At 49.4% G+C, this 21,491-nt stretch carries 24 protein-coding genes; 13 read left to right on the forward strand and 11 right to left on the reverse strand.

What is annotated here, in order from left to right:
- Positions 1-14: 14 nt before the first annotated feature.
- Genes ACQY33_RS00825 through rfbF form a run of 8 tightly spaced genes read right to left on the reverse strand, consistent with a single transcriptional unit; the run spans position 15 to position 8,424 of the window.
- The gene (locus ACQY33_RS00825; protein ID WP_428073255.1) at positions 15-1,808 is read right to left on the reverse strand and encodes a thiamine pyrophosphate-binding protein; all 1,794 of its coding nucleotides are present in this window, start codon (positions 1,806-1,808) and stop codon (positions 15-17) included.
- Positions 1,801-2,880 carry an AroB-related putative sugar phosphate phospholyase (cyclizing) gene (locus tag ACQY33_RS00830; RefSeq protein WP_428073256.1) on the reverse strand — a complete coding sequence of 360 codons (1,080 nt, stop codon included), beginning with the start codon at positions 2,878-2,880 and terminating at the stop codon, positions 1,801-1,803. Before ACQY33_RS00830 ends, ACQY33_RS00825 begins: the two co-directional genes overlap by 8 nt.
- Entirely contained in the window at positions 2,871-3,536 is a 666-nt protein-coding gene (locus ACQY33_RS00835; RefSeq protein ID WP_428073257.1) for an SDR family NAD(P)-dependent oxidoreductase, read from the reverse strand. Before ACQY33_RS00835 ends, ACQY33_RS00830 begins: the two co-directional genes overlap by 10 nt.
- Positions 3,533-4,348 (reverse strand): aldolase/citrate lyase family protein, encoded by an 816-nt coding sequence (locus ACQY33_RS00840; RefSeq protein ID WP_428073258.1) that lies wholly within the window; start codon positions 4,346-4,348, stop codon positions 3,533-3,535. The genes ACQY33_RS00835 and ACQY33_RS00840 overlap by 4 nt, the downstream gene beginning before the upstream one ends.
- A gap of 10 nt (positions 4,349-4,358) precedes the next feature.
- A complete protein-coding gene (locus tag ACQY33_RS00845) occupies positions 4,359-5,243 on the reverse strand; it encodes an NAD-dependent epimerase/dehydratase family protein (RefSeq protein WP_428073259.1) in 885 nt (294 codons plus the stop codon).
- Complete coding sequence (rfbH, locus tag ACQY33_RS00850; protein WP_428073260.1) at positions 5,240-6,592, reverse strand: lipopolysaccharide biosynthesis protein RfbH; 1,353 nt, start codon at positions 6,590-6,592, stop codon at positions 5,240-5,242. The genes ACQY33_RS00845 and rfbH overlap by 4 nt, the downstream gene beginning before the upstream one ends.
- Complete coding sequence (gene rfbG / locus ACQY33_RS00855) at positions 6,577-7,644, reverse strand: CDP-glucose 4,6-dehydratase (protein ID WP_428073261.1); 1,068 nt, start codon at positions 7,642-7,644, stop codon at positions 6,577-6,579. The genes rfbH and rfbG overlap by 16 nt, the downstream gene beginning before the upstream one ends.
- A gap of 3 nt (positions 7,645-7,647) precedes the next feature.
- A complete protein-coding gene (gene rfbF / locus ACQY33_RS00860) occupies positions 7,648-8,424 on the reverse strand; it encodes a glucose-1-phosphate cytidylyltransferase (RefSeq protein WP_428073262.1) in 777 nt (258 codons plus the stop codon).
- 308 nt (positions 8,425-8,732) lie between these two features.
- On the opposite strand from rfbF, the gene frr reads away from it, so the two are divergent.
- The 9 genes from frr (at position 8,733) to ACQY33_RS00905 (ending at position 17,309) form a co-directional block, all read left to right on the forward strand.
- The gene (frr, locus tag ACQY33_RS00865) at positions 8,733-9,287 is read left to right on the forward strand and encodes a ribosome recycling factor (protein ID WP_428073307.1); all 555 of its coding nucleotides are present in this window, start codon (positions 8,733-8,735) and stop codon (positions 9,285-9,287) included.
- Between the two features lie 106 nt (positions 9,288-9,393).
- On the forward strand, positions 9,394-10,086 hold the full coding sequence (gene uppS / locus ACQY33_RS00870; RefSeq protein ID WP_428073263.1) for a polyprenyl diphosphate synthase: 693 nt from the start codon (positions 9,394-9,396) through the stop codon (positions 10,084-10,086).
- Positions 10,087-10,088: 2 nt separating this feature from the next.
- On the forward strand, positions 10,089-10,781 hold the full coding sequence (locus ACQY33_RS00875) for a DNA alkylation repair protein (RefSeq protein ID WP_428073264.1): 693 nt from the start codon (positions 10,089-10,091) through the stop codon (positions 10,779-10,781).
- On the forward strand, positions 10,781-11,284 hold the full coding sequence (locus ACQY33_RS00880; RefSeq protein ID WP_428073265.1) for an N-acetyltransferase family protein: 504 nt from the start codon (positions 10,781-10,783) through the stop codon (positions 11,282-11,284). Before ACQY33_RS00875 ends, ACQY33_RS00880 begins: the two co-directional genes overlap by 1 nt.
- Positions 11,285-11,335: 51 nt before the next feature.
- Entirely contained in the window at positions 11,336-12,154 is an 819-nt protein-coding gene (locus tag ACQY33_RS00885; RefSeq protein ID WP_428073266.1) for a phosphatidate cytidylyltransferase, read from the forward strand.
- The gene (dxr, locus tag ACQY33_RS00890; RefSeq protein ID WP_428073267.1) at positions 12,151-13,347 is read left to right on the forward strand and encodes a 1-deoxy-D-xylulose-5-phosphate reductoisomerase; all 1,197 of its coding nucleotides are present in this window, start codon (positions 12,151-12,153) and stop codon (positions 13,345-13,347) included. The genes ACQY33_RS00885 and dxr overlap by 4 nt, the downstream gene beginning before the upstream one ends.
- 8 nt (positions 13,348-13,355) lie before the next feature.
- Positions 13,356-14,486, forward strand: coding sequence for a M50 family metallopeptidase (locus ACQY33_RS00895; protein WP_428073268.1), 1,131 nt, complete (start codon positions 13,356-13,358; stop codon positions 14,484-14,486).
- Entirely contained in the window at positions 14,487-15,569 is a 1,083-nt protein-coding gene (ispG, locus tag ACQY33_RS00900; RefSeq protein WP_428073269.1) for a flavodoxin-dependent (E)-4-hydroxy-3-methylbut-2-enyl-diphosphate synthase, read from the forward strand.
- A gap of 18 nt (positions 15,570-15,587) precedes the next feature.
- Positions 15,588-17,309 (forward strand): proline--tRNA ligase, encoded by a 1,722-nt coding sequence (locus ACQY33_RS00905; RefSeq protein WP_428073270.1) that lies wholly within the window; start codon positions 15,588-15,590, stop codon positions 17,307-17,309.
- 118 nt (positions 17,310-17,427) lie between these two features.
- On the opposite strand, the gene ACQY33_RS00910 is transcribed toward ACQY33_RS00905, so the two are convergent.
- From ACQY33_RS00910 to ACQY33_RS00920, 3 genes are all read right to left on the reverse strand, one after another.
- Positions 17,428-18,237, reverse strand: a complete 810-nt coding sequence (locus ACQY33_RS00910) for an outer membrane protein (RefSeq protein WP_428073271.1) — start codon at positions 18,235-18,237, stop codon at positions 17,428-17,430.
- Positions 18,238-18,326: 89 nt separating this feature from the next.
- Complete coding sequence (locus ACQY33_RS00915; RefSeq protein ID WP_428073272.1) at positions 18,327-18,980, reverse strand: outer membrane protein; 654 nt, start codon at positions 18,978-18,980, stop codon at positions 18,327-18,329.
- Positions 18,967-19,503, reverse strand: a complete 537-nt coding sequence (locus ACQY33_RS00920; protein WP_428073273.1) for a GNAT family N-acetyltransferase — start codon at positions 19,501-19,503, stop codon at positions 18,967-18,969. The genes ACQY33_RS00915 and ACQY33_RS00920 overlap by 14 nt, the downstream gene beginning before the upstream one ends.
- A gap of 126 nt (positions 19,504-19,629) precedes the next feature.
- Here ACQY33_RS00920 and ACQY33_RS00925 point away from each other — a divergent pair, with 126 nt between their 5' ends.
- From ACQY33_RS00925 to rimP, 4 genes are all read left to right on the forward strand, one after another.
- Entirely contained in the window at positions 19,630-20,202 is a 573-nt protein-coding gene (locus ACQY33_RS00925) for a TetR family transcriptional regulator (protein ID WP_428073274.1), read from the forward strand.
- 16 nt (positions 20,203-20,218) lie between these two features.
- A complete protein-coding gene (locus ACQY33_RS00930) occupies positions 20,219-20,563 on the forward strand; it encodes a DMT family transporter (protein ID WP_428073275.1) in 345 nt (114 codons plus the stop codon).
- Entirely contained in the window at positions 20,560-20,874 is a 315-nt protein-coding gene (locus tag ACQY33_RS00935) for a DMT family transporter (RefSeq protein WP_428073276.1), read from the forward strand. Before ACQY33_RS00930 ends, ACQY33_RS00935 begins: the two co-directional genes overlap by 4 nt.
- A gap of 127 nt (positions 20,875-21,001) precedes the next feature.
- Entirely contained in the window at positions 21,002-21,463 is a 462-nt protein-coding gene (gene rimP, locus ACQY33_RS00940; RefSeq protein WP_428073277.1) for a ribosome maturation factor RimP, read from the forward strand.
- The last annotated feature ends 28 nt before the right edge of the window (positions 21,464-21,491 follow it).

Here is a 21,491-nt window from a genome sequence, read left to right on the forward strand (position 1 = left end):
TGAGCCCCAAAAGTTTATTTTTCTTTCCGGGAGATGGACATATTTTCCGCCAGTTCCTCACGCTCCAAAAACGGGAACATATCTTCCAGCGACGGGCTGACCATGCTTGCGTCTTCCAGCTTGCGGGCGGAAAGCTTGGGCGCAAAGGTATAATTTTCCGTACACTCCAACTCACAAACTACCGGGCCCGGGGTGTTTAACACTTCCTGTATTTTATCCGCCAGTTCGTCATTTTTAACAATACGTACGGCGGGTAAACCAAACGCTTGGGCCACTTTTACAAAATCCGGAACTTCCACCCCGCTGTCTTTATTACAGGCGGTTAAACGGCCTTCAAAAAAGTTGCGCTGGGTTTGAATAATGGAAATATACTCCCCATTTTTAATCACAAACAATTTAACGGGCAGCTGATTGGTCTTTAAAGTTTGCAATTCCTGCAAATTCATCATCAGGCTGCCGTCCCCCTCCAAGCAAACAACCGGAGCGTTTTTCTCTGCCGCGCATACGCCTATGGCCGCCGGCAGGCCGTAACCCATAGAAGCATCGCCCGAGTTTAACAACAGCCGCTGGCCTTCTTTGGACTCAAACGCTTGGAAAAACGCCACGCACGCCGTCCCGTTGGAAGCAACCACCCTGGCATTTTCCGGCAAAATACGGCTCAGCCGCTGCATAAACAAATAGGGGTGCACTTTGTCTTGCCCTTGGATAGAAAACTCCCGCAGAGGCGGGTATTTGGCCTTCATTTGGCGGCAATACTCCCGCCAAGGCTCAACGGCAAGCGGCCCCGTTAATTGCTCTGTTAAAGAAGAGAGCACTTGCCCCACGTCCGCGCATAAGGCCACATCCGGATGGACGGTAGGCTTTTGCAATTCGGCCGGGTCTATATCCACCACTATTTTTTTAGCGTTTTTAGCAAAATTTTCCCAGTTATAACTTACCTGGCGTATATTATTGCGCGTACCCGCAAACAAAATAACGTCGGCATTTTGCAGTACAAAGTTTCCCGCGCGCTGCCCTACGGTGCCGATACGCCCCGCAAAAAGCGGATCCTCTGAAGCGACCAAATCAAACCCGTTAAAAGTGGTTGTTACGGGTATGTGGGTTTTGTCTAAAAAAGCCCGCAACGCTTTTTGCGCCTTGGCGCAATGAATCCCGTTTCCCGCCACTAACAGCGGGCGTTTGGCGTTTTGCAGCAAATGGGCCGCTTGCGCTAAAGCGGCGGAAATGTCTTTATTTCCCGCCGCCGAAACGGCAAATTTTTTTAATTGGGAAGGGTTGATGAGGGCCGCCTGTACGTTAAGCGGTATATCCAGCCATACGGGGCCGGGGCGGCCGGAAACGGCAAAGTAAACGGCTTCTTCTAAGGCGGCGTCAATATCATACGGATCCGTCACCATGCGGGCGTATTTGGTAAGCGGGCGCACCACGCTGATGATGTCCACTTCCTGGTCACCCAGCTGGCGCAAAGATACTTGCGGGCAGGAAGCCGTGGTGGTGGTGTATTTTACCTGTCCGGAAATAAACAATACAGGGGCGCTGTCCGTCCATGCGCCAAACACCCCGTTTAAACAGTTCAGTCCGCCGGGGCCGGTGGTAACGCAAGCCACCGCTAATTTTTGATTAGCGCGGGCATAGCCCTCGGCGCACATGGAGGAGGCTTGCTCGTTATGGTTGCAAATCAGGCGGATTTTTTGACTTCTGCCAAAGCTGTCGTCCAAATGCATGGCGCCGCCGCCGGACACCATAAAAACCGTATCCACTCCCAGCGTTTCCAACTTTTGAACCAAATAATCCGATGTTTTAATCATAAATCAAATTTTTCAGCCGCTGCAGTAACAAAGAAGCGCTTTCTAAAGAAACATCCGTTAATTTGCGCAGCTGGTAGTTATCCTCTAAAATAATTAACGCCAGCCCTTTGCCCACATTTTTTTTATCATGTTTCATGGCGGCAACGGCTTCCTCCGGCCGGGAGGGGAGGTCACCCGCGTTTATTTTTAAAATAGGCAAAAGCATTTCTTTTCTAACAAATTCTTCCTGTTGTTTTTGCAGCATGCCGTTTTGGGAAGCGTATCTGTTGGCAAGCAGCATGCCCAGCACCACCGCCTGCCCATGCGGGATTTTAAAGCAAGACGCGCTTTCTAAAGCGTGCCCGAAACAATGCCCGTAGTTTAATAAATTGCGTATCCCGGTATCAAACTCATCTTTTTCTATATAACTTTTTTTAATGCGCAGGCAGGCGGATATAAAATCCAACAATACGGCCTCATCTCTTTTATCCAACGCAGGTAAATTGGCGATAAATTTTTGGGTGGTGTCTTCCCCCGCCATTAAATGCAGTTTGGCCATTTCCCCAATGCCGGAATAATAATCCAGCGTTTTCAGCGTATTTACAAACCCGGGCCATACGCGCACGCGGTCCGGCGGGTAAAAAGAACCTATTAAATTTTTATAATGCAAAAAATTTAAAGAAGTTTTTGCCCCAATGCAGCTATCCACCTGGGCCAATAATGTGGTGGGGATAAAAGTCCACCGAATACCCCGGTATAAAGTGGAGGCTACAAAGCCGGTTACGTCCTGTACAATGCCGCCCCCCATGGAAATTAAATGCAAATTTCTTTTAGGAGCCAAAGTTAAAATTTTTTTATAAATTTCACATACGCAATCCAGCGTTTTGTTTTCTTCTTTAGCGTCTAATATGTAAAAATTATCCGTTTTGGCGGAAGAAAAAAGCGGCTCTTTATATAATTGCCAAACATTTTTATCCACTACCCAAAAACTCAATTCTTCTTTCAGTAAATCCTGGACAAACCGGGGATTAGGTTCTAATTGAACCGTATAATCGCGTATATGGGAATGTATGGGCAAAGTTTCTAAACGCATGAAAAACCTCCGTCAACATACAATACCTGCCCCGTCATAAAAGAATTTTGTTCCGACGCTAAAAACCCCACTAATTGCGCTATTTCGTCAGGCTGGGCTAAACGTTTAACGGGCAGCTGCTGCACAATCTGTTTAATTTGCTCGGGCGTATTGTTTACGCAGGTCATTTCCGTATTCACAAAACCGGGAGCCACCGCATTGACTAAAATATTATACGGGGCCAATTCCACCGCCGCGGCGCGGGTTAAGCCGTTTATTCCCGCTTTTGCCATGGAATATAACAGCCTTCTGGTTTTGGAAAATTCCCCCCAAATAGAAGAAAAATTAACAATCCGTCCGTATTTTTTTTCCTTCATAAAAGGGGCGGCCCACTTAATTAAATGCAGCTGCGCCAACAAATTAACAGACAACATTTTGTTTATTTTCTCGTCTGTAATTTCCTCTAAGCCGGCCAAATCGTTCACGCCGGCGCAATTAACCAACACATCCACCCCATGGGGGATTGTTGCCAAATACGCGTTAATAGAGGTTTCTTGGGTCAGGTCCATATCCTGACGGGAAGGGGCGTACACGCTAAACCCCCGCTCCTCCTCTAAAAGCGCTTTTATGGCCTTGCCTATGCCCCGGCTGGCGCCCGTTATCAAAGCGGTTTTCATAAATGGCCCCCCGCCTGCTCAATTAAATTTTTATAGCGGGCTTCCAGCATTTCAATGCGTTGGGCGTCTTCTTTAAAAATCATGCCGTAAAAATCCCGTTTGTTTTTAAGCCACATCAGTTCAAACCCAACGGCCTTTAAAATGCCTTTATCCGCATTAGGGTCCCGCAGGGCGGACTGCGCGTCAAAAATAATTTTGCGGGTTTCAAACTTGGTTAAAGCCCCTTGGGGCAAGCGTTTAAAAAACGGCAAAGAAGCGGCGGAAACGCCCCCTCCTATTACCATTTTTTTACCGGCTTTTTGCATTTTAAGGCTTACTTCCTGCGCGATGGAAAAAACTTCCTCAGAGTTAATGTCTTCCCGCGTTAAGCCCATGCTGCCCGTTAAATCCACACGGCCCAGCACAATACCCGCCAAGTCATTAAATTCCGGCAAGGCCATCATTTCGTCTAAATTTTTTATCCCGGTTTTTGTTTCCACGTTTACAAAAAATTCCGTTTCTTTTCTTTCATCTTCCGGGAACACAAAACGCGTGGCTTTTACATATTTGCTCATGGCGTAGGCGGTTTCAATCATCGGCCCCACAATGCCTTTTACGCCTATGACACGCGCGTCAAACATGTCTTTAATGGCTTCACATCCGCCCACTTTTATCACCAAATCCAGCCCCGCTTTAGTAACCACTTCTTTTAACCGCAATGCTTCTTCCATACGGGTGCCTTCGGCCTCAAACTCGGCTTTAATGCCCAAAACATGATGATTTTGTTTTAAATCTATTAAGGTTTCCAGCATTTGTTTTTCTAACGCGTTCATAGATTCTCCTTCATTTATCCCTCAATAAAAATTCTTTGTTTAGCATGGTTTTATTATCCGCGTACCAGCGGTATAATTCCCGTACGGCCTGCGTGAATGGGGTAAAGCGCAAAGAGGGTATCTCCTCCCTCAGCCGCGCGTTATCCCCGCTGTAATTTAAGCCATACCCTTCTTTTGCCACCTGTATGCCACTTTGAGCGCCGCTTACCTCGGCCACCGTTTGGGCGGCGGATAGAAGCTCGGTTTCCTCGTCCGGCACCACGTTATAGCTTTTATAACGGGCAGTGTTTTCTATAAAATACTCCAAAACGGGCATTAAATCATTTACGTACAAATAACTAAAACGGCGGTTTTGGCGCAGCGTGATAGGCAAGCCAAACAATGTTTTGCAAATGGCGTTAGAAATAAAACGTATTTGCCAGTCCTCATATTTGCCAAAAATGCCAAAAATATTTAAATCAACAAAATGATCCAAATGTTCTATTCGCTTATGCACTACGTACGTGCAAAAGCTGTGCTCGTCTTTTCCCATGCGCAGGCCGATTTGGCTTTCTTTTACCCGGCGGTTATCGGCCGAAACGTCATACACCGCGCCGGAACCAAAATGAATCAGCTTGCCAAAACGGCTTTTGTTACGCACCAAATTTTCAAACATTCTTACATTGGTGTAAAACAGGTTGGAAGGGTCCTTGGCGTTGCGGTGGCCGGGCTTGGCGGCGGCGTGGAGGACAACGTCAAACTGATGCGCGGAAAAATACGCGTCCACCGCGTCCGTATCCGTTAAGTCTAACTCAAAACTGCGCGGGGCGGTAATTTCATACTTTTGGCTCAAATAGCTTTCTTGTATGTTTTTGCCTATAAAACCGTTGCCGCCCGTAAGCAGGATTTTTTTCATTTCAGCGCTCCGGCAAACCGATGGATTAAAGCGGCTGTTTTTTCCAGCTCTTTTTTGCCCAACCGAGGGAACGTTCCCACCCAAAAAGTGTGGTTCATAATAAAGTCCGTATTGGGGAGGAGGGCAAAGTCCTTCTCTTTTAAATTGCGGGAATTAAGCAGCCCGGAATTTTTAATGCGAAGAGGGATATCGTTCTCCGTCATCATCGGCTGGCGCAGCAAATTGCCGGCAAACAGCTGGCGCGTTCCCACGCCGTTTTGCTCCAAAAATTCAACCAGCTGCTGCTTGGTAAAAGGAGCGTCTTTCCTGACGGAAATTAAAAACCCGAACCAAGACGGGCGCACGTTTTCAGCCGCTTTGGGCAAAATGAAATATTCATTTAAATCCGCCAGCTTTTCAGCCAAGAACTCCGCGTTTTGTTTGCGTTTTAATAAATAACCGGGCAATTTTTTTAACTGGCTTACACCTAAAGCGGCTTGCCAGTCCGTAATTTTTAAGTTAAAACCCACGTGGGAATAAGTATATTTGTGGTCATAGCCAAAGGGCAGTTTGCCAAGCTGCATGTTAAAACGGTTTTTACAGGTATTATCCACCCCCGGTTTGCACCAGCAGTCCCGCCCCCAGTCTCTAAAAGAAAGCAAAATACGGTACAAAGCCGGGTCGCTGGTAACCACGGCGCCGCCCTCGCCCATGGTCATATGGTGGGCCGGGTAAAAGCTGTATGTGCCTATATGGCCAAAGGTCCCCGCTTTTTTGCCGTTCCATTGGGCGCCAAGCGCGTCGCAGGAATCTTCAATCAGCCATAAATTATGTTTTTGGCAAACATCCAAAACGGTTTGCAAATCAAACATATTTCCCAGCGTATGGGCGATAAAAACGGCTTTGGTTTTTGGGGAAAGAGCGGCTTCTATCTGGGAAGCGTCTATATTATACGTGCCTATTTCACAATCCACAAACACCGGCACTAACCCCTGCTGGATAATCGGGTTTACCGTGGTGGGAAACCCCGCCGCTACGGTGATCACCTCATCGCCTTTTTTAAGGCGTCTTTCCCCCAGCTTATGCGAAGTAAGCGCGCTAATCGCCAACAAATTGGCGGAAGAACCCGAATTGGTGGACAAAGCAAACGGAACCCCTAAATACTGGGCAAAGTCTTTTTCAAACTGGTCATTAAAACGCCCGGAAGTAAGCCACATATCCAAGCTGGCGTCTATCATGCCGGCCAGGTCGTCTTCGTCCAACAATTTGCCTGAGGCGGGAATATAGGTTAACGCTTTCGGGTCCCCGTAAACGGCGCGGTAATAGGCGCGGGCCGCGTCTTGTACGGCTTTTCTTAATTCTTTTTCCATGCTAAACTTCCTTCAAAATTTTTAATTTGCTCTTCAGTAAAAGGCAACATCTCTTCCCCGGAGTAAAACCGTTTATACCATTCCACCGCGGCGGCTACGGCCTGCGTTGCCGTGTAAGTGGGTATCCAGCCAAGCCGCTTGCGCGCTTTGGTAATATCCAGCGTAAGCAAAGTGGCTTCATGCAAATTATCCCTGCGCTGTACCCGCACGGAACCTTGCCCATAGCATTTTACGGCCAGCCGGGCCATTTCCCCCACTGTAAACACGCTTTTTTCATCCGGGCCGAAATTAAACCCTTCCGCATAAGCCCTGCCTTCTTCCAACAGTTTTTGCCCTAAAAGCAAATAGCCGGACAGCGGCTCCAGCACGTGCTGCCAAGGGCGGACGGCACTCGGGCAGCGGATTTCAATTTCTTTTCCCGCATTCAACGCGCGCATGCAATCCGGCAGCAACCGGTCTGCCGCCCAGTCCCCCCCGCCAATCACGTTTCCCGCCCGGGCCGTAGCCAAGGCAAACCCGCTTTCCTGCAAAAAAGAACGGCGGTATGAGGCGGACAAAATTTCCACACATCCTTTGGAAGAAGAATACATATCATACCCACCCATGGGGTCATCTTCTTTGTATCCGCGGGCGGTTTCTTTATTTTCGTAGCATTTATCGGTAGTAACATTTACAAAAGCCCGCACGCTAGGCACGGCGCGGGCGGCTTCCAACACGTTTAGCGTGCCCATTACGTTAACGGCATAGGTGCGCACCGGCTCCGCGTAAGAGAGGCGTACCAAAGGCTGGGCGGCTAAATGAAAAATAATTTCCGGCTGAAAATCTTTTACCGTTTTATGTAAATGTTCGGCGTCCAACAAATCCCCTATATGGTGGCTGATGCCTTCTTGCCCGCGAAGCACATGAAACAAAGCGGGTTCTGTTTCCGGAGCCAAGGCATAGCCGCATACTTCTGCCCCTAAGCGCTTCAGCCAAACGCAGAGCCAGCTTCCCTTAAAACCCGTATGCCCGGTAACCAGCACCCGGCGGCCTTTATAAATATGGTTGAACATAGGCTACTTCCAAATCTTCCAAGGGGCTTTGCCCTCTTTCCAAAGGGCGGTAAGGTCATTTTTGTCACGCAAGGTATCCATGGGGCGCCAAAAACCGGTGTGTTTATAAGCGTGCAGCTTGCCGCTGGAAGCTAAATTTTCCAAGGGGGCGCGTTCAAAAATAACGTTATCCCCTTTTGGTATAAAATCAAAAACTTCCGGCTCGCACACAAAAAAGCCGCCGTTAATCCAAGCGCCGTCCCCTTGCGGTTTTTCCATAAAAGAGGTGATGTTGTCCTCCCCGTCCAGCCGCAAAGCGCCGAAGCGGCCCAAGGGTTTCACCGCCGTCATGGTGACGGTTTTCCCGCTGGCTTTATGGGACTCCAAAAGCGCGGGAATATTAATGTCGCTCACGCCGTCCCCGTAAGTAAGCATAAACGGTTCTTTGCCCAAGTATTCCTGCGCCCGTTTGATGCGCCCGCCGGTCATGGTATCCTGGCCGGTATAAAGCATGGTAACCGTCCACGGTTCATGGCGGGTCTTATGCACCTGCACGGAATTATGCACCATATCTATGGTAATGTCAGAATAACGCTGATAATAATTTACAAAGAAATCTTTAATAACGTGGGATTTATAACCGGTAAGAATCACAAAATCATTGTATCCGTAAGCGGAATAGATTTTCATGATATGCCATAAGATGGGATAACCGCCGATTTCCACCATTGGTTTAGGTTTCAATTCGGTTTCTTCGCTTAAACGGGTGCCAAGACCCCCGGCAAGAATAGCAACTTTCATAAGAACAAACCCCTTAGCTCCCGGCAGACAGGGTAAAAAGGTTGCTCTGCCCTTTAGCAAAAACTTGCTGCCGGCAAAAATTTGGATAGTACAAAAAAATGATCAACAACAAATAAAATCTCTCGTAAAATCCAAGAGGAATTTATTTTTTAAAGTCTACCAAATAACCCCATAAGGGTCAAGAAAACTAAACCTACAAAAAAGGGACTGCTTTTCTAAGCGGTATAATAAATTTTCCAGTATTTTAAAGAATTGCTATAATGGGAATATATTTAAACTAAAACTGTAAAGAGGAGTTTATGGAAGCAATCAGCGCCCTTATCAGCAAAACCAAAACGGAAATGGCCGGCCACGTCACCCGTTTATCACACGATTTGGCCACCATTCGCACCGGCCGCGCCAGCGCCGCCCTGTTGGAAAATATCCGTGTAGATTATTACGGCACGCCCACCCCTATCAAGCAAATGGCCATGATTAACGTACTGGACGCCAAAACGTTGGAAGTACAACCCTGGGACATGAGCGCTTTGAACGATATAGACAAAGCCCTGCAAAAGGCGGACTTGGGCGCCAGCCCGGTAAATGACGGCAAAGTAATCCGCATTACCTTGCCTTCCATGACGGAAGACCGCCGCAAACAACTGGCCAAAAACATTGCCAAAATGAGCGAAGATTTTAAAGTGGCCGTGCGCAACAACCGCCGTGACATACTGGAAAAACTCAAAAAAGCCCAAAAAGCCGGTGAAATTACCGAAGACGACTTGAAACGTTACGAAAATGACGTTCAAAAAGCGACTGACGGTTTTATCGCCGATATTGACCAGACCATCAAAGCAAAAGAAGCCGAGATTATGAAAATTTAACCGCTCTTTGCGAACCCCAAAAACCCGCTTTCAGAAGCGGGTTTTTTATCTTCCGCATTTTAAGTGCATTTTGGCAAAATTGCCCAAAAAAGATAAAATCTATTTTATGTCTATTACAAAATCCACCCCCCGCCATGTGGCCATTATTATGGACGGAAACGGACGCTGGGCCAAACAAAAAAGCCTGCCGCGTTTAGCCGGGCACAACGCCGGCGCCAAAGCCGTTGAACGCGTGATTAACGCCGCGCAAAAATACGGGGTGGACGTGCTAAGCTTTTACGCCTTTTCCACGGAAAATTGGTCCCGCCCCCAAGAAGAAATTGACGGCTTAATGCGCTTACTGGAACAAACCTTGGACAAATACGCCCAAACCGCGCAAAAGAACAATCTCCGTTTATTGGTAAGCGGGCGTAAAGAGCCGCTTTCCCCCGCCATACAGGAAAAAATTGCCCGCGTAACCCAAGCCACCGCGCAAAAAACGGGGCTTACGGTAAACTTGGCGTTAAACTACGGCTCCCGCGCGGAATTACTGGACGCTTTTGCCCAGCTGGCCTCACAAGGCATCACCAAACCCACCGAGCAAGACTTGCAGCGCTGTTTATACCAGCCCGCCCTGCCGGACCCGGATTTGCTGATACGCACCTCGGGTGAAAAACGGCTTTCCAATTTTTTGTTATGGCAATGCGCGTATACGGAGTTTTATTTTACCGATACCCTGTGGCCGGATTTTTCCGAGCAGGATTTTAAAAACGCCCTGGACGAATACGCCCGCCGCACCCGCCGCTTTGGAGGCATCTAACCATGAACCCGCTTACCCGTGCCCGCGCGGAAGAACTGCTCCGGCGCATAGAACGCCACTCTACCCGCGCCTCTAAACAACGGCAAACCGCCCGGCTTGGAGAACAGGCGGACGGAGCCACTTTAGGCATTATCAGAAGCTTATCCAAAGCCCTTCCCCGGCCGGACCATGAACTAGCCTTGGCGCTTTGGCAAACCCGCCGCCACGGCGCGCGCTTGATGGCCGCCTTGCTGGCGGACGTTTCCTGCATGACGCAAACCGCCCTAAACGCTTGGGCGCAAGACATAGAAAGCCAAGATGTATGCGATTTATGCGCCGCCGAACTTTTTACCAAAACCAAAAATCCCCTAAAACTGGCCGAACGCTGGATAAAACAGGAAAGAGAGCTTACCCGCCGCGCCGGGTTTATGATGGTATGCGCACTGGCCGCTCCGCGCGCCAAAACGCCGGCGGCTGACTTGCAAAAAATGCTCCCCCTTATAAAAAACGGCGCGGCGGACGCCCGCCCCGCCGTATACAAAGCCGTAAACAAAGCGCTGCGCGCCGTGGGAGCCAAAAGCCCCCAATTATCCAAAAAAGCGCTGGCTTGCGCCGAAGAAATATGCTACCTTTTTGAAAACAGCCGCACTGCGCTTTGGGTGGCAAACAACGCAAAACTAACGCTTACCCCCAAACCCGCCAAACGGAGGAGTTAATGATTATCCGCCCCTGCACCGCAGCAGACATTCCCCTTGCCTTGGACATTATCCAACAGGTACAGGCCGAATTTTGCCGCAAAGGCATTAATCAGTGGCAGGACGGATACCCCGCCCTAAGCGATTTGGAAAAAGACCTCTCCCGCGGCTACGCCTATATCATAGAACAAGAACAACAGCCCGTAGGCTACTTTGCTTTGTGCTTTTGTGATGACCCTTTTTACTCCTCTATTTACGACGGCGCTTGGCTTTGCGCCGGGCCTTACGGCGTGGTGCACCGCTTGGCGGTATTGCCCTCCATGCGCCGCAAAGGGCTGGCCCAGGCCGTGTTGGAATATTCCGTACAAGAAGCCCGCAAACAAGGCATGCAGTCTTTGCGGGTAGACACGCATGAACAAAACACCCCCACCTTAAATCTGCTCAACAAAAACGGCTTTACCCCCTGCGGAACGATTTTTGTGCGCAAACACGGCAAACGCGCCGCGTTTGAAAGACTCATCTAAAAAATCTTTTTCCTCCCTGCGCGGCGTAGTGAATTATGCTAAAATAAATATATGCTATTACCCAGAGTAATCACCGCCGTTATCGGCTTAGGCGTAATCCTTCCCGCCATTCATTACGGCGGTTTTTTCTATATGGCCTTGGTGGGCTGTATCATCGCGCTGTGCCTGTATGAATACGGGCTTGCGCTTACCGCCGGGAAACATCCGGTGCACCGCTTCAGCTTGCTGTTTTTTGGCCTGCTAATGGCGCTGGCCGCCGTGTTGGGCCGCACCCAGCTGGACGGGGTAGACATGCCGGATAATTTATACCCCCTGGCCATGAGCATCATCATCTTTGGCATATTATTTGTGGAAATCTTAACCCCCCACCGCTCTTGGGAACGGGTATGCAATACCTTTACGGGCGTGTTTTTAATCCCTTGGTCTTTGGCGCATTTAATTAATATACGTGAAATTGCCCACTATGGGGAATACCTTACTTTCTTTATGTTCATTACCGTCTGGGTAAGCGATACGGGCGCCTATTTTACCGGCCGCTTTTTGGGCCGCCATAAATTAAACCAAGAAGTAAGCCCTAAAAAAACATGGGAAGGCGCCATTGGCGGCACGGTGCTTGCCATTGGGGCGGCCATTGCCATGCAAAAATTGCTTTTGCCCACTTTATTTACCGTGCAAAGCGCGGCCTTAATGGGGCTGTTGGTGGCGGTAATCGGGCAAGTGTCTGATTTGGCTGAATCCGTACTGAAACGCTCCATGGGGGTGAAAGACTCTTCCAACCTGCTGCCCGGACACGGCGGTTTTTTAGACCGGTTTGACTCGTATCTTTTATTAGCCCCCGTATTCTATTATACGGTGTTGTATACGTTATGAAAAATATCGTCATTTTAGGTTCCACCGGTTCTATCGGCACGTCTGCGCTTTCCTGCATTGCCGGGCTGGGGGCGGATTACCGCGTCATCGGGCTAACGGCAAATAATAATGTGGACTTGTTTTTAAAACAAATCCATGACTTTAAACCCCGCTTTGCCGCCTTAATGAATCCGCAAGCGTACGAGCAGGTAAAAGACCAAATGCCCAAAGGCACCCGCCTGTTGCCGCCGGAAATGGAAAGTTTTACTTTTTTGGCTTCTTTACCCTCGGCCGATTTGGTGATTAACGGCTTGGTGGGCGCGGTGGGCTTTATGCCTTTAATCAGCGCCATCAAGGCGGGCAAAACCATCGCCTTGGCCAATAAAGAACCAATGGTCATGGCCGGAAAAACCATTATGGAAGAATGCCAACGCTGGGAAGCGGCTATTATTCCGGTAGACAGCGAACCCTCGGCCATTTTTCAATGTTTAACCGACGCGGACGAAACCACCTACAACAAAATGCAGGACCGCATTTCCCGCGTCTTTTTAACCGCTTCCGGCGGGCCGTTTGCCAAACGCAAAGCGGCGTTGTCCACCGTCACCCCGCAGGAAGCGTTAAAACACCCGCGCTGGAAAATGGGCAAAAAAATTACCATAGACTCCGCCACCCTGATGAACAAAGGCTTTGAAGCCATTGAAATTATGAATTTATTCAATTTGCCGGAAGAAAAAGTGCAAATTGTCATTCACCCGCAGTCTATCATACACTCCGCGGTGGAATATGTGGACGGGTCTATCCTGGCGCAAATGGGCGCGCCGGACATGCGCCTGCCCATACAATACGCCATTACCTACCCGGAGCGCAAACCCTCCCCCGCCCAAAAATTAAATTTATTTGAGGTAGCCAAGCTGGAATTTATGGAGCCGGATTTTGAACGCTTTCCCTGCTTGTCTTTAGCTTTTGAAGCGTACCGCTTGGGCGGTATTTATCCGGCGGTGTTAAGCGCGGTGGACGAAGTGGCAGTAGACAGATTCTTAAAAGAAGAAATTAAATTTACGGATATCCCCAAACTAATTTACACCGTGCTTAAAAACACGCACAGCGGCGGCGGCAAGGTAAACTTAAACCAAGCGGCCGAGGCGGACGCCATGGCACGGGAAGCCGCCTTGGTTTCTTTGCAAAGCAAAAGCTACCGCAAAGCCATTATTTAGGAGGAAAAATGCTTTTATCCGTTATAGCCGTTATTGTTGTACTCAGCCCGATTGTGATTATACACGAATTTGGGCACTTTCTGGCCTGCCGTTTAACCGGCATACGCGTGAAAGAATTTTCATTTGGGTTTGGCAAGATTTTATGGCATAAAAAGAAAGGCGATACGGATTACCAAATCCGCGCCATTCCTTTTGGCGGGTTTGTGGAGCCCGCCGGGCAGATGTTCCACCCTAAGGACGCGAAAGAAGGCCCCAAATCCTATGAATTTGCCGCCAAAAAATGGTACGCCAAGTTTTTTATGGTGGTAAACGGCGCTTTGTTTAACTACGTACTGGCGGCTATTGTGTTTGCCGGGATTATTTACGTAAAAGGCATGCCGGAAACGGACACCGCCCTGCTGCCCGCCCAAGTGGGCGCCGTAAGCGAAAACTACCCCGCCGCCAAAGCCGGCTTAGAACCCGGAGACGTCATTTTAAGCGTGGACGGGAAAGAAATTTCCTCGTGGAAAGAATTAACCCCCGCCGTTGAGGCCCGCAAACAAGATTTGGCTTTAAGCGTAAAACGCGGGGATGAAACCCTGCAGTTTACGTTAAAAGACGCGGACTTTTTGCCCGAACAGCCCCATATTATCGGCATTACGGCCGCGCCGGTAATGAGGCCGGTGGGTATTTTTGAATCCGCCTGGCTGGGCGTATACCAGTGCTGGTACTGGACCAAATTTTCTTTAGTTTCCCTGTGGGAAAGCTTTACCCACAAAAAAGCGCCGGATTTGGCCGGCCCCATCGGCATTGTAAACATTATTCATAAAACGGCGCACGGGGAACTGGTAAACTTTATATTTTTAATTGGGATGCTGTCCCTGGCGGTGGGAATGTTTAACTTGTTCCCTATCCCCATACTGGACGGCGGCTACGCCCTGGTGTTTTTGCTGGAAGGGCTAACCGGAAAGTTACCTTCAGAACGGGTGGTAAACGCGGCAATGAACTGCGGTTTTTACGCACTGATATTGTTAGTGCTGTATGCGTCTTACTCTGACGTAAAACGCATTTTCTTTGCGCCCAAGGCTCCCGCGGCCGAGGCTTCCGCCCAACCGGGTACGCAGGAAAACGCACCCCAATCAACCCAAGAGGCAAACTAAATGTATAAAACCAGATTGGTAAAAGTAGGCCCTTATACGCTGGGAACCGGCCACCCCGTGCGCGTGCAAAGCATGTGCAATACCGATACGCGCGACGCGCAAACCACCGCCGCACAAATCAACCTGCTGGAAAACGCCGGCTGTGAAATCAACCGCGTAGCCGTACCTGATATGCAGGCCGCGCAAGCCATAGGAGAGATAAAAAAACGCATACACTCCCCCCTGGTGGCGGATATTCATTTTGACTACAAACTGGCTTTGGAAGCCGTAAAACAAGGCGTGGACAAAGTGCGCATTAACCCCGGCAACATCGGCAGTATAGAAAACACCAAAGAAGTGGTGCGCGCCTGCAAAGACCACGGCGTAGCCATACGCATTGGGGTGAACGCGGGTTCGGTTAAATATTTAAAAAGCGTGTCCGGCCAGGTGGAACTGACGGACGAGAAATGGGCCGAAGTTATGGTGCAGGAAGCGTTGGAACAGGCCAATGTGCTGGAACAGCTGAACTTTCACGATGTGGTGGTGTCTTTAAAGTCTGACAATTTTTACCGCACCTTAAAAGCCAATGAGCTTTTTGCCTCCCAGTCTGACATTCCGCTTCACATCGGCCTGACCGAAGCCGGCAGCTTTTTAAGCGGCACGGTAAAAAGCGCCATCGCGCTGGGGACGCTTTTACAAAAAGGCATTGGGGCCACCATCCGCGTTTCCCTGACGGAAGACCCCCGCATGCAAGTACGCGCCGCGTATGAAATTTTAAAAGCGTTGGGGTTAAGGGAATACGGCCCCAATTTAATTTCCTGCCCCACCTGCGGGCGCACGCAAGTAAACGTAAAAGACACCGTGCACGCGCTGGAAGAACGCATTTATAACGACAAAGCCCTGCTGCAAAAAGCCACCGGACTTAAAATAGCCGTTATGGGCTGCGTGGTAAACGGCCCCGGCGAAGCGCGCGACGCCGATTTTGGCATAGCCGGCGGCGTGGGCGAAGGTTTGTACTTTGAAAAAGGCCAAACCATGTTTAAGCTTCCCCAAGAAAAATGGGTGGATTTTTTAATAGACAAAATTAACACTTGGAAGAAATAACCAAAAGGAAAAAACAAAATGAAACTCTCAAATTATTACATTCCCACTTTAAAAGAAGCGCCAAAAGACGCGGACAATCTTTCCGCCAAGCTCATGATACGCGCGGGGCTTATCCGCAAGCTGGCCAGCGGGCTGTATGAATGGCTGCCGCTGGGCATGAAAGTGCTTAAAAAGGTGGAGCAAATCATACGCGAAGAGATGGACCGCGCCGGCGCGTGCGAATTGTGGCTGCCCGTTATCCAGCCCAAAGAACTGTGGGAAGAAACCGGCCGCTGGGCCCACTTTGGGGACCAGTTATTAAAAATTAAAGACCGCAAAGGCGGAGAATTCTGCGTAGCCCCCACCGCCGAAGAAGTAATTACCGATTTAGTAAGAAAAGACATTTCTTCTTACAAACAGCTGCCCAAATGCCTGTATCAGTTTGGCACTAAATTCCGCGACGAAATACGCCCCCGTTTTGGCGTGATGCGCGCCCGGGAATTTTATATGAAAGACGCCTATTCTTTCTGCGCCACGGACGCGGACGCTTCCGACTGGTACCAACGCATGTATGACGCTTACCAGCGCGTATTTACCCGCTGCGGGTTTAAATTTAAAGCGGTGGAAGCGGACACCGGCGCCATCGGCGGGAATTTTTCGCACGAGTTTATGGTGCTGGCCGATAACGGCGAAGACGCCATTGCCGATTGTTCCTGCGGTTATGCCGCCAATACGGAAAAAGCCGAAGTAAAATGCCCTGAATTCGCCCCCTTAAACGAGGCCGATTTAAAACCCATGCAAAACGTGCCCACCCCCAAGGCCTACACCATTGAGGATGTGGCCAATATGCTGCACGTACCCACCAGCAAGCTGATTAAGCTCTTACTGTTTATGGCGGACGGAAAACCCGTGGTGGCCTTGGTGCGCGGGGACCATGAACTAAACGAGCCTAAATTCCGTTCCCTGCTTAAATGCACGGAACTGGTAAAAGCGGACGAAGAAACCTACACCCAAGTCACAGGCTCTTTTGTGGGTTTCGCCGGGGCGCAGGGGCTCAAAGAAAAACACCCGGAAATTATGATTTACGCCGATAATTACGTAAAAGGCATAGTAAACGGCGTATCCGGCGGGAACGAAAAAGACGTACACACCTTAAACGTTACCCCCCTGCGCGATATTCAGGTAGACGTATACGCTGATTTAAAAATTGCCTCCGCCGGTGATTTGTGCCCCCGCTGCGGCAAACCCTTCCAGTTTACACGCGGGATAGAAGTGGGCCACGTATTTAAACTGGGCACCAAATATTCCGACGCTATGGGCGCCACCTATTTGGACGAAAACCAAAAAGCCCAGCCGATGATTATGGGTTGTTACGGCATTGGTGTAAGCCGTGTGGTGGCTGCCGCCATTGAACAATCCCACGACGATAACGGCATTATCTGGCCGGAACCCATCGCCCCGTTTGACGTGTGCCTGATAGCCATTGATTATGACTCCAACCCGGACGTTAAAAAACACGCGGACGAAATTTCCGCCGCGTTGGAAGCCAAAGGCATATCCGTCTTAATGGACGACCGGGACGAACGCGCCGGCATTAAATTTAAAGACGCGGACCTTATCGGCATTCCCCACCGCCTGGTGGTAAGCAGCCGCACCGTAAAAGACGGCCAATGCGAATACAAAAAACGCACCGACAAAGAAGCAACCCGCTGGGACTTGGCGCAAGCCGCGGAGAAACTGGCCGAAATGATAAAAAAATAATCTAAACGCTTGCTGATACAAAAAACCCCGTGCCCAACAACAGGCCGGGGTATTTTTTATACCAATAAAACCCCGGGTTGGTTGTTACCCGGGGGTACTGCATGCCTAAGGGCGTAGGTTAAAACCGCATACCTACCCTAAAAAATACATCGTGGAACTGCAAGTTGTCGTCTTTGGCAAAGTTGGAAAGATGTTTATCGCTGATAAAAGCGTACACATAGCGGTATTCCAACCCGGCAAACAAATAAGGGCAGAAATCATACTGCACGCCTAACCCGGCATAAAGGGAAGCGCCCCATTTGTCTTGGCTGGTACTTTCGGTACCGGCGTCGGTTTTTAAACGGGCGTTCATCATGCCCGCGCCAAACGGAATGTACAAGCGTAAATTATCCCAAGCGTTTACGGTGTATTTTCCAGCCAGCGCAATATTATGCGCGCGGAATTGGTGGAAGTTTACCCCTTCGCTGGCATACTCCCGCCCGTCCGGGTTTAAGAACATGTAATCCAACCCAACAGCCATATGCGGGGTGGCTTTCCACAACATATTCACCCCGGCGCCTTGGCCCGTTTTGGCGTAATTTTTACCGCCTTTTACTTCATTGGGAGAATAAGAAGCCCCATACGCGTAGGAAACTTCCCACGGCAAATCATTGGCTAAAGAAGAGCGGCTTGGATCGTAAGAAGCATACGCCACGCTGGCGTCTACCTGCCCGTCTACGGTTTGGGTAACGTCACCATAGCTGGTGGTACCGCGTTTATTTTTATCCGTTACTTCATAAGAAGTAGTGGTAACGGTGGTATCCATAGAACGCACCACCGCTTCCACCTGTGCGTTTGCCTTTTGCACAGCGGCGCTGGCGGCCGCCTTTTGGGCAAAAGCCGGGCAAACCCCTAATACAAACAGGAAAAATACAACTGTTTTTTTCATGTAATTCCCCTTTTCTAATATATTTGCACTACATTTTAAGCATAAACCTTTTAATCAAGCTTTAGCAAGGGGAAAAAAGGATTAGACGTTTAAGAGAAGCGTTTTCCTAAACGAAGGAAAAAGTGATGCATCTGAAAATAGCGGGAAGAACCGGCCAGCGGGTCCAAATCACCGGTTTGGATAAAGGGCCGTACGTAGCGATACTCCACCCCCGCAAACACCGTAGGCGTAATATCCACTTCCGCCCCGGCACCCGCATAGGCGGCAAAAGCCCATTTGCCGCGTTTTAACTCCATGCCGTCTTTACGCTGGGTAAGGCTCAAATAGGCAGCTCCCAACCCTACCGGCAAGTATAAACGGAAGCGGGGCGCTATGTCCCATTTCAATTTAAAGGCGGCAAAAACTTCCTGCGCCTCCAGCGTATAACGCACATTTTGCACCGGGGCCGGCGTGCGAAAGCCCGCGTAGGTATAATCAAACCCGCTGGAGATATGCGGCGTCATCGTTACCAGCCACGTGCCGCCAACCACCGCGCCGTTTTTGGTATAGTTGCCCCCACCGTCCGGAGAATTGGGGCTTGAGGTAACCCCCATGCCAAAAGAGAACTCCCCCCCGTGATAGGCGCCCCAGTCCGCCAAATCGGCAAACTCTTTTTGCCCGTTTACCACGGTGTATTGTTGGGCAAAAAGACAGGGTGGCAGCAGAAAACTAACAATCACAAAAACAATTTTAAATAGACGCATCGTCCTTCTCCGGCAGTAATAATTTTTGGCGCAAGTTGCCTTTATATTCCGGCTGTTTCCAATACCCGCAAAAAAGGTAGCCTTTGGTGCGGTAATAGGCATTTAATTTGCGGGCACCGGTTAGGCAGTCTAGCCGCAAGTAGCGTTTGCCGCGGCGGGCGGCTTCCTGCTCGGCCAGTGTCAAAAGCTGGGCCCCGGCCCCCGGGCAATGGGGCCAAGAAGCTAAATTGTGCACGTACCAGGCAGGGGTATTGTCCTGCCCCCAACGCTCGTCCTGCTCCAGCAGTACGGCACAGGCCGCGGCGCGTCCGTTTTGCTCAAGCAGCCACAGCTCCCCCTTTTCCTGGGCTTTTTTAAAATAGGCCTGGTTAAATACGGATAAATAATGCCCCCGAGGCCATTGGCTAATGCCTTTTTGCTCAAGCCACGTTACCCGCGCTTCTATTATATTAAAAGCGGTTTTTTCTTCCCCTTCTTGGGCGGGGCGCAAAACAGCGGGTGTGCGGCTTGGTAAAAATGTCATGGTTTTATTATAGCTTTTTTGGGGTAAACAAGGGTTCTTTGCATCCCCCTTGACAAAGGCCATTTTTACAGGTAGAATATGACTGACAGTCAGTCATATTCACCTTTTTTACAGCAAAGAGGTTCAATGGATACCAAAACAAAATTGGTTCACGCCGCTATGGCGGTGTTTAAAAAGCAAGGTTTAGAAAAAACAAAAGTTTCAGACATTGTAAAAGAAGCCGGGGTGGCTCAGGGCACGTTTTATTTATATTTTCCTTCCAAACTGGCCGTTATGCCGGCCATTGCGCAGGATATGGTGGCAAAAATGGAAAAAGAAATAAAACGCACCGTAAACCCGCAGGCCCCCCTCCGGCAGCAGCTAAACCAAATCGTAGAGGCCGTTTTTAATGCCGTTGGCAAATACCGGGATATATTGGCCTTCTTATATACCGGTTTAACCCAAAGCCAGCATATTACCAGGTGGGAAGCGTTATACACACCCATTTACGAGTGGATAAAAAACTTTTTAAATCAAAACATCCGCCAGCTGGCCGTGGGTACCCGGCCGGAAATGACGGCCCGCATATTAATCGGCTGTATAGAAGAAGCAGCCGAACAAGTTTACCTGTTTAACCAAGTAGACGAAGAAGAGATTGCTACTCAAAAAAAAGAAACCTGTTTGTTTATTGAACGCGCTTTGGGGGTGCCTATGGACTAACTGCCAGAGGTGTTTTATGAAGAAAGTGAATCCTTGGATATTTGTTGCCCTTACTTGTTTGTTTGAGTTATTGTGGGTCTATGGTTTTAACAGCGCAAGCAAGTTTTGGCACTGGGCACTGGTAGTATTGGTAATTGTAACGGATTTTTATTTCCTTACCAAAGCATGCCAGGGCCTGCCCACCGGAACCGTATATGCCGTGTTTGCGGCGGTGGGCTCAGCCGGGACGGCTCTGATGGATTGGCTGCTGTTTAAAGAGGCGTTCCAGCCGCTTCAGCTGGTTTTTATTGCGGTGCTGATAGCGGGCGTAATTATTTTAAAACTGTCGGACAGGCCCCAAACGCCGGGAGGTGCATTATGATGTGGCTTTTAGTATTTGCGGCGGCCGCGGCAGAAATAGCCGGTGTAATTGGCCTTAAAAAATTTAGCCAGCGCAAAACGCTGCCCCGTTTAATGGGTTTTTGCGGCGGGTTTGCGGCCTCTTTTATACTGCTGTACTGGGCATTTCAGTTTTTACCCGTCAGTGCGGCCTACGCGGTGTGGATTGGCGCCGGTACGGCGGGGGCGGTATTAATTAATATGCTTGTATTTGGCGAGGGCAAAAACCCGGGCCGTGTGGCGGGGCTGGCGCTCATTGTAATAGGCGTGGTGGGTGTTAAGTGGTTTTCTTAACAGCCGCCCGGGGTTGACAGAGGCCCCCCATAATGTTAAGATAGAATTGTTCTGAAAGGAGCGACTTGGCAACAAGTCGCTCTTTACTTAATAGGGAAATTTATTTTACCCCCTAAGGATATGTTTTATGATGAGAGACCCTAAAACCATAGAAGAAACCGTAAGCAAAGCCCTTGAGCAGCTAAACGTGGAACTGGTGGATTTAGTCATTCAAACCCAGGGCCATAAAAAAGTGCTTCAGTTCTTTGTAGACAAAGCCGGCGGCGTAACGCTGGACGACTGCGGCGAACTGACCGACAAAATAGACGCTATTTTGGAAATGGAAAATTTAATAGACGGCGCCTACGTGCTGGAAGTATCTTCCCCCGGCGTGCACCGCGTATTAAAAAAACCCCAGCATTACCAGCGTTTTGTAAACGAACGAGTAAAAGTAATTTTAAAAACCCCGTTAAACGGCTTGGGCTTTTTTACGGGCATTATCGCCCAGGCGGATGATAACGGCTTTGTACTGGCGGACGGCACCAATAATTATCGTTTTGAGTATGACAACATCAAAAAAGCCACGCTGGACCCGGTACTTGAATTTTAACCCAAGCGGCCGCATTACACGGCCGCGT

The organism is Candidatus Avelusimicrobium aviculae (genome assembly GCF_949292495.1).
GTDB classification, from domain to species: Bacteria; Elusimicrobiota; Elusimicrobia; order Elusimicrobiales; family Elusimicrobiaceae; genus Avelusimicrobium; species Avelusimicrobium aviculae.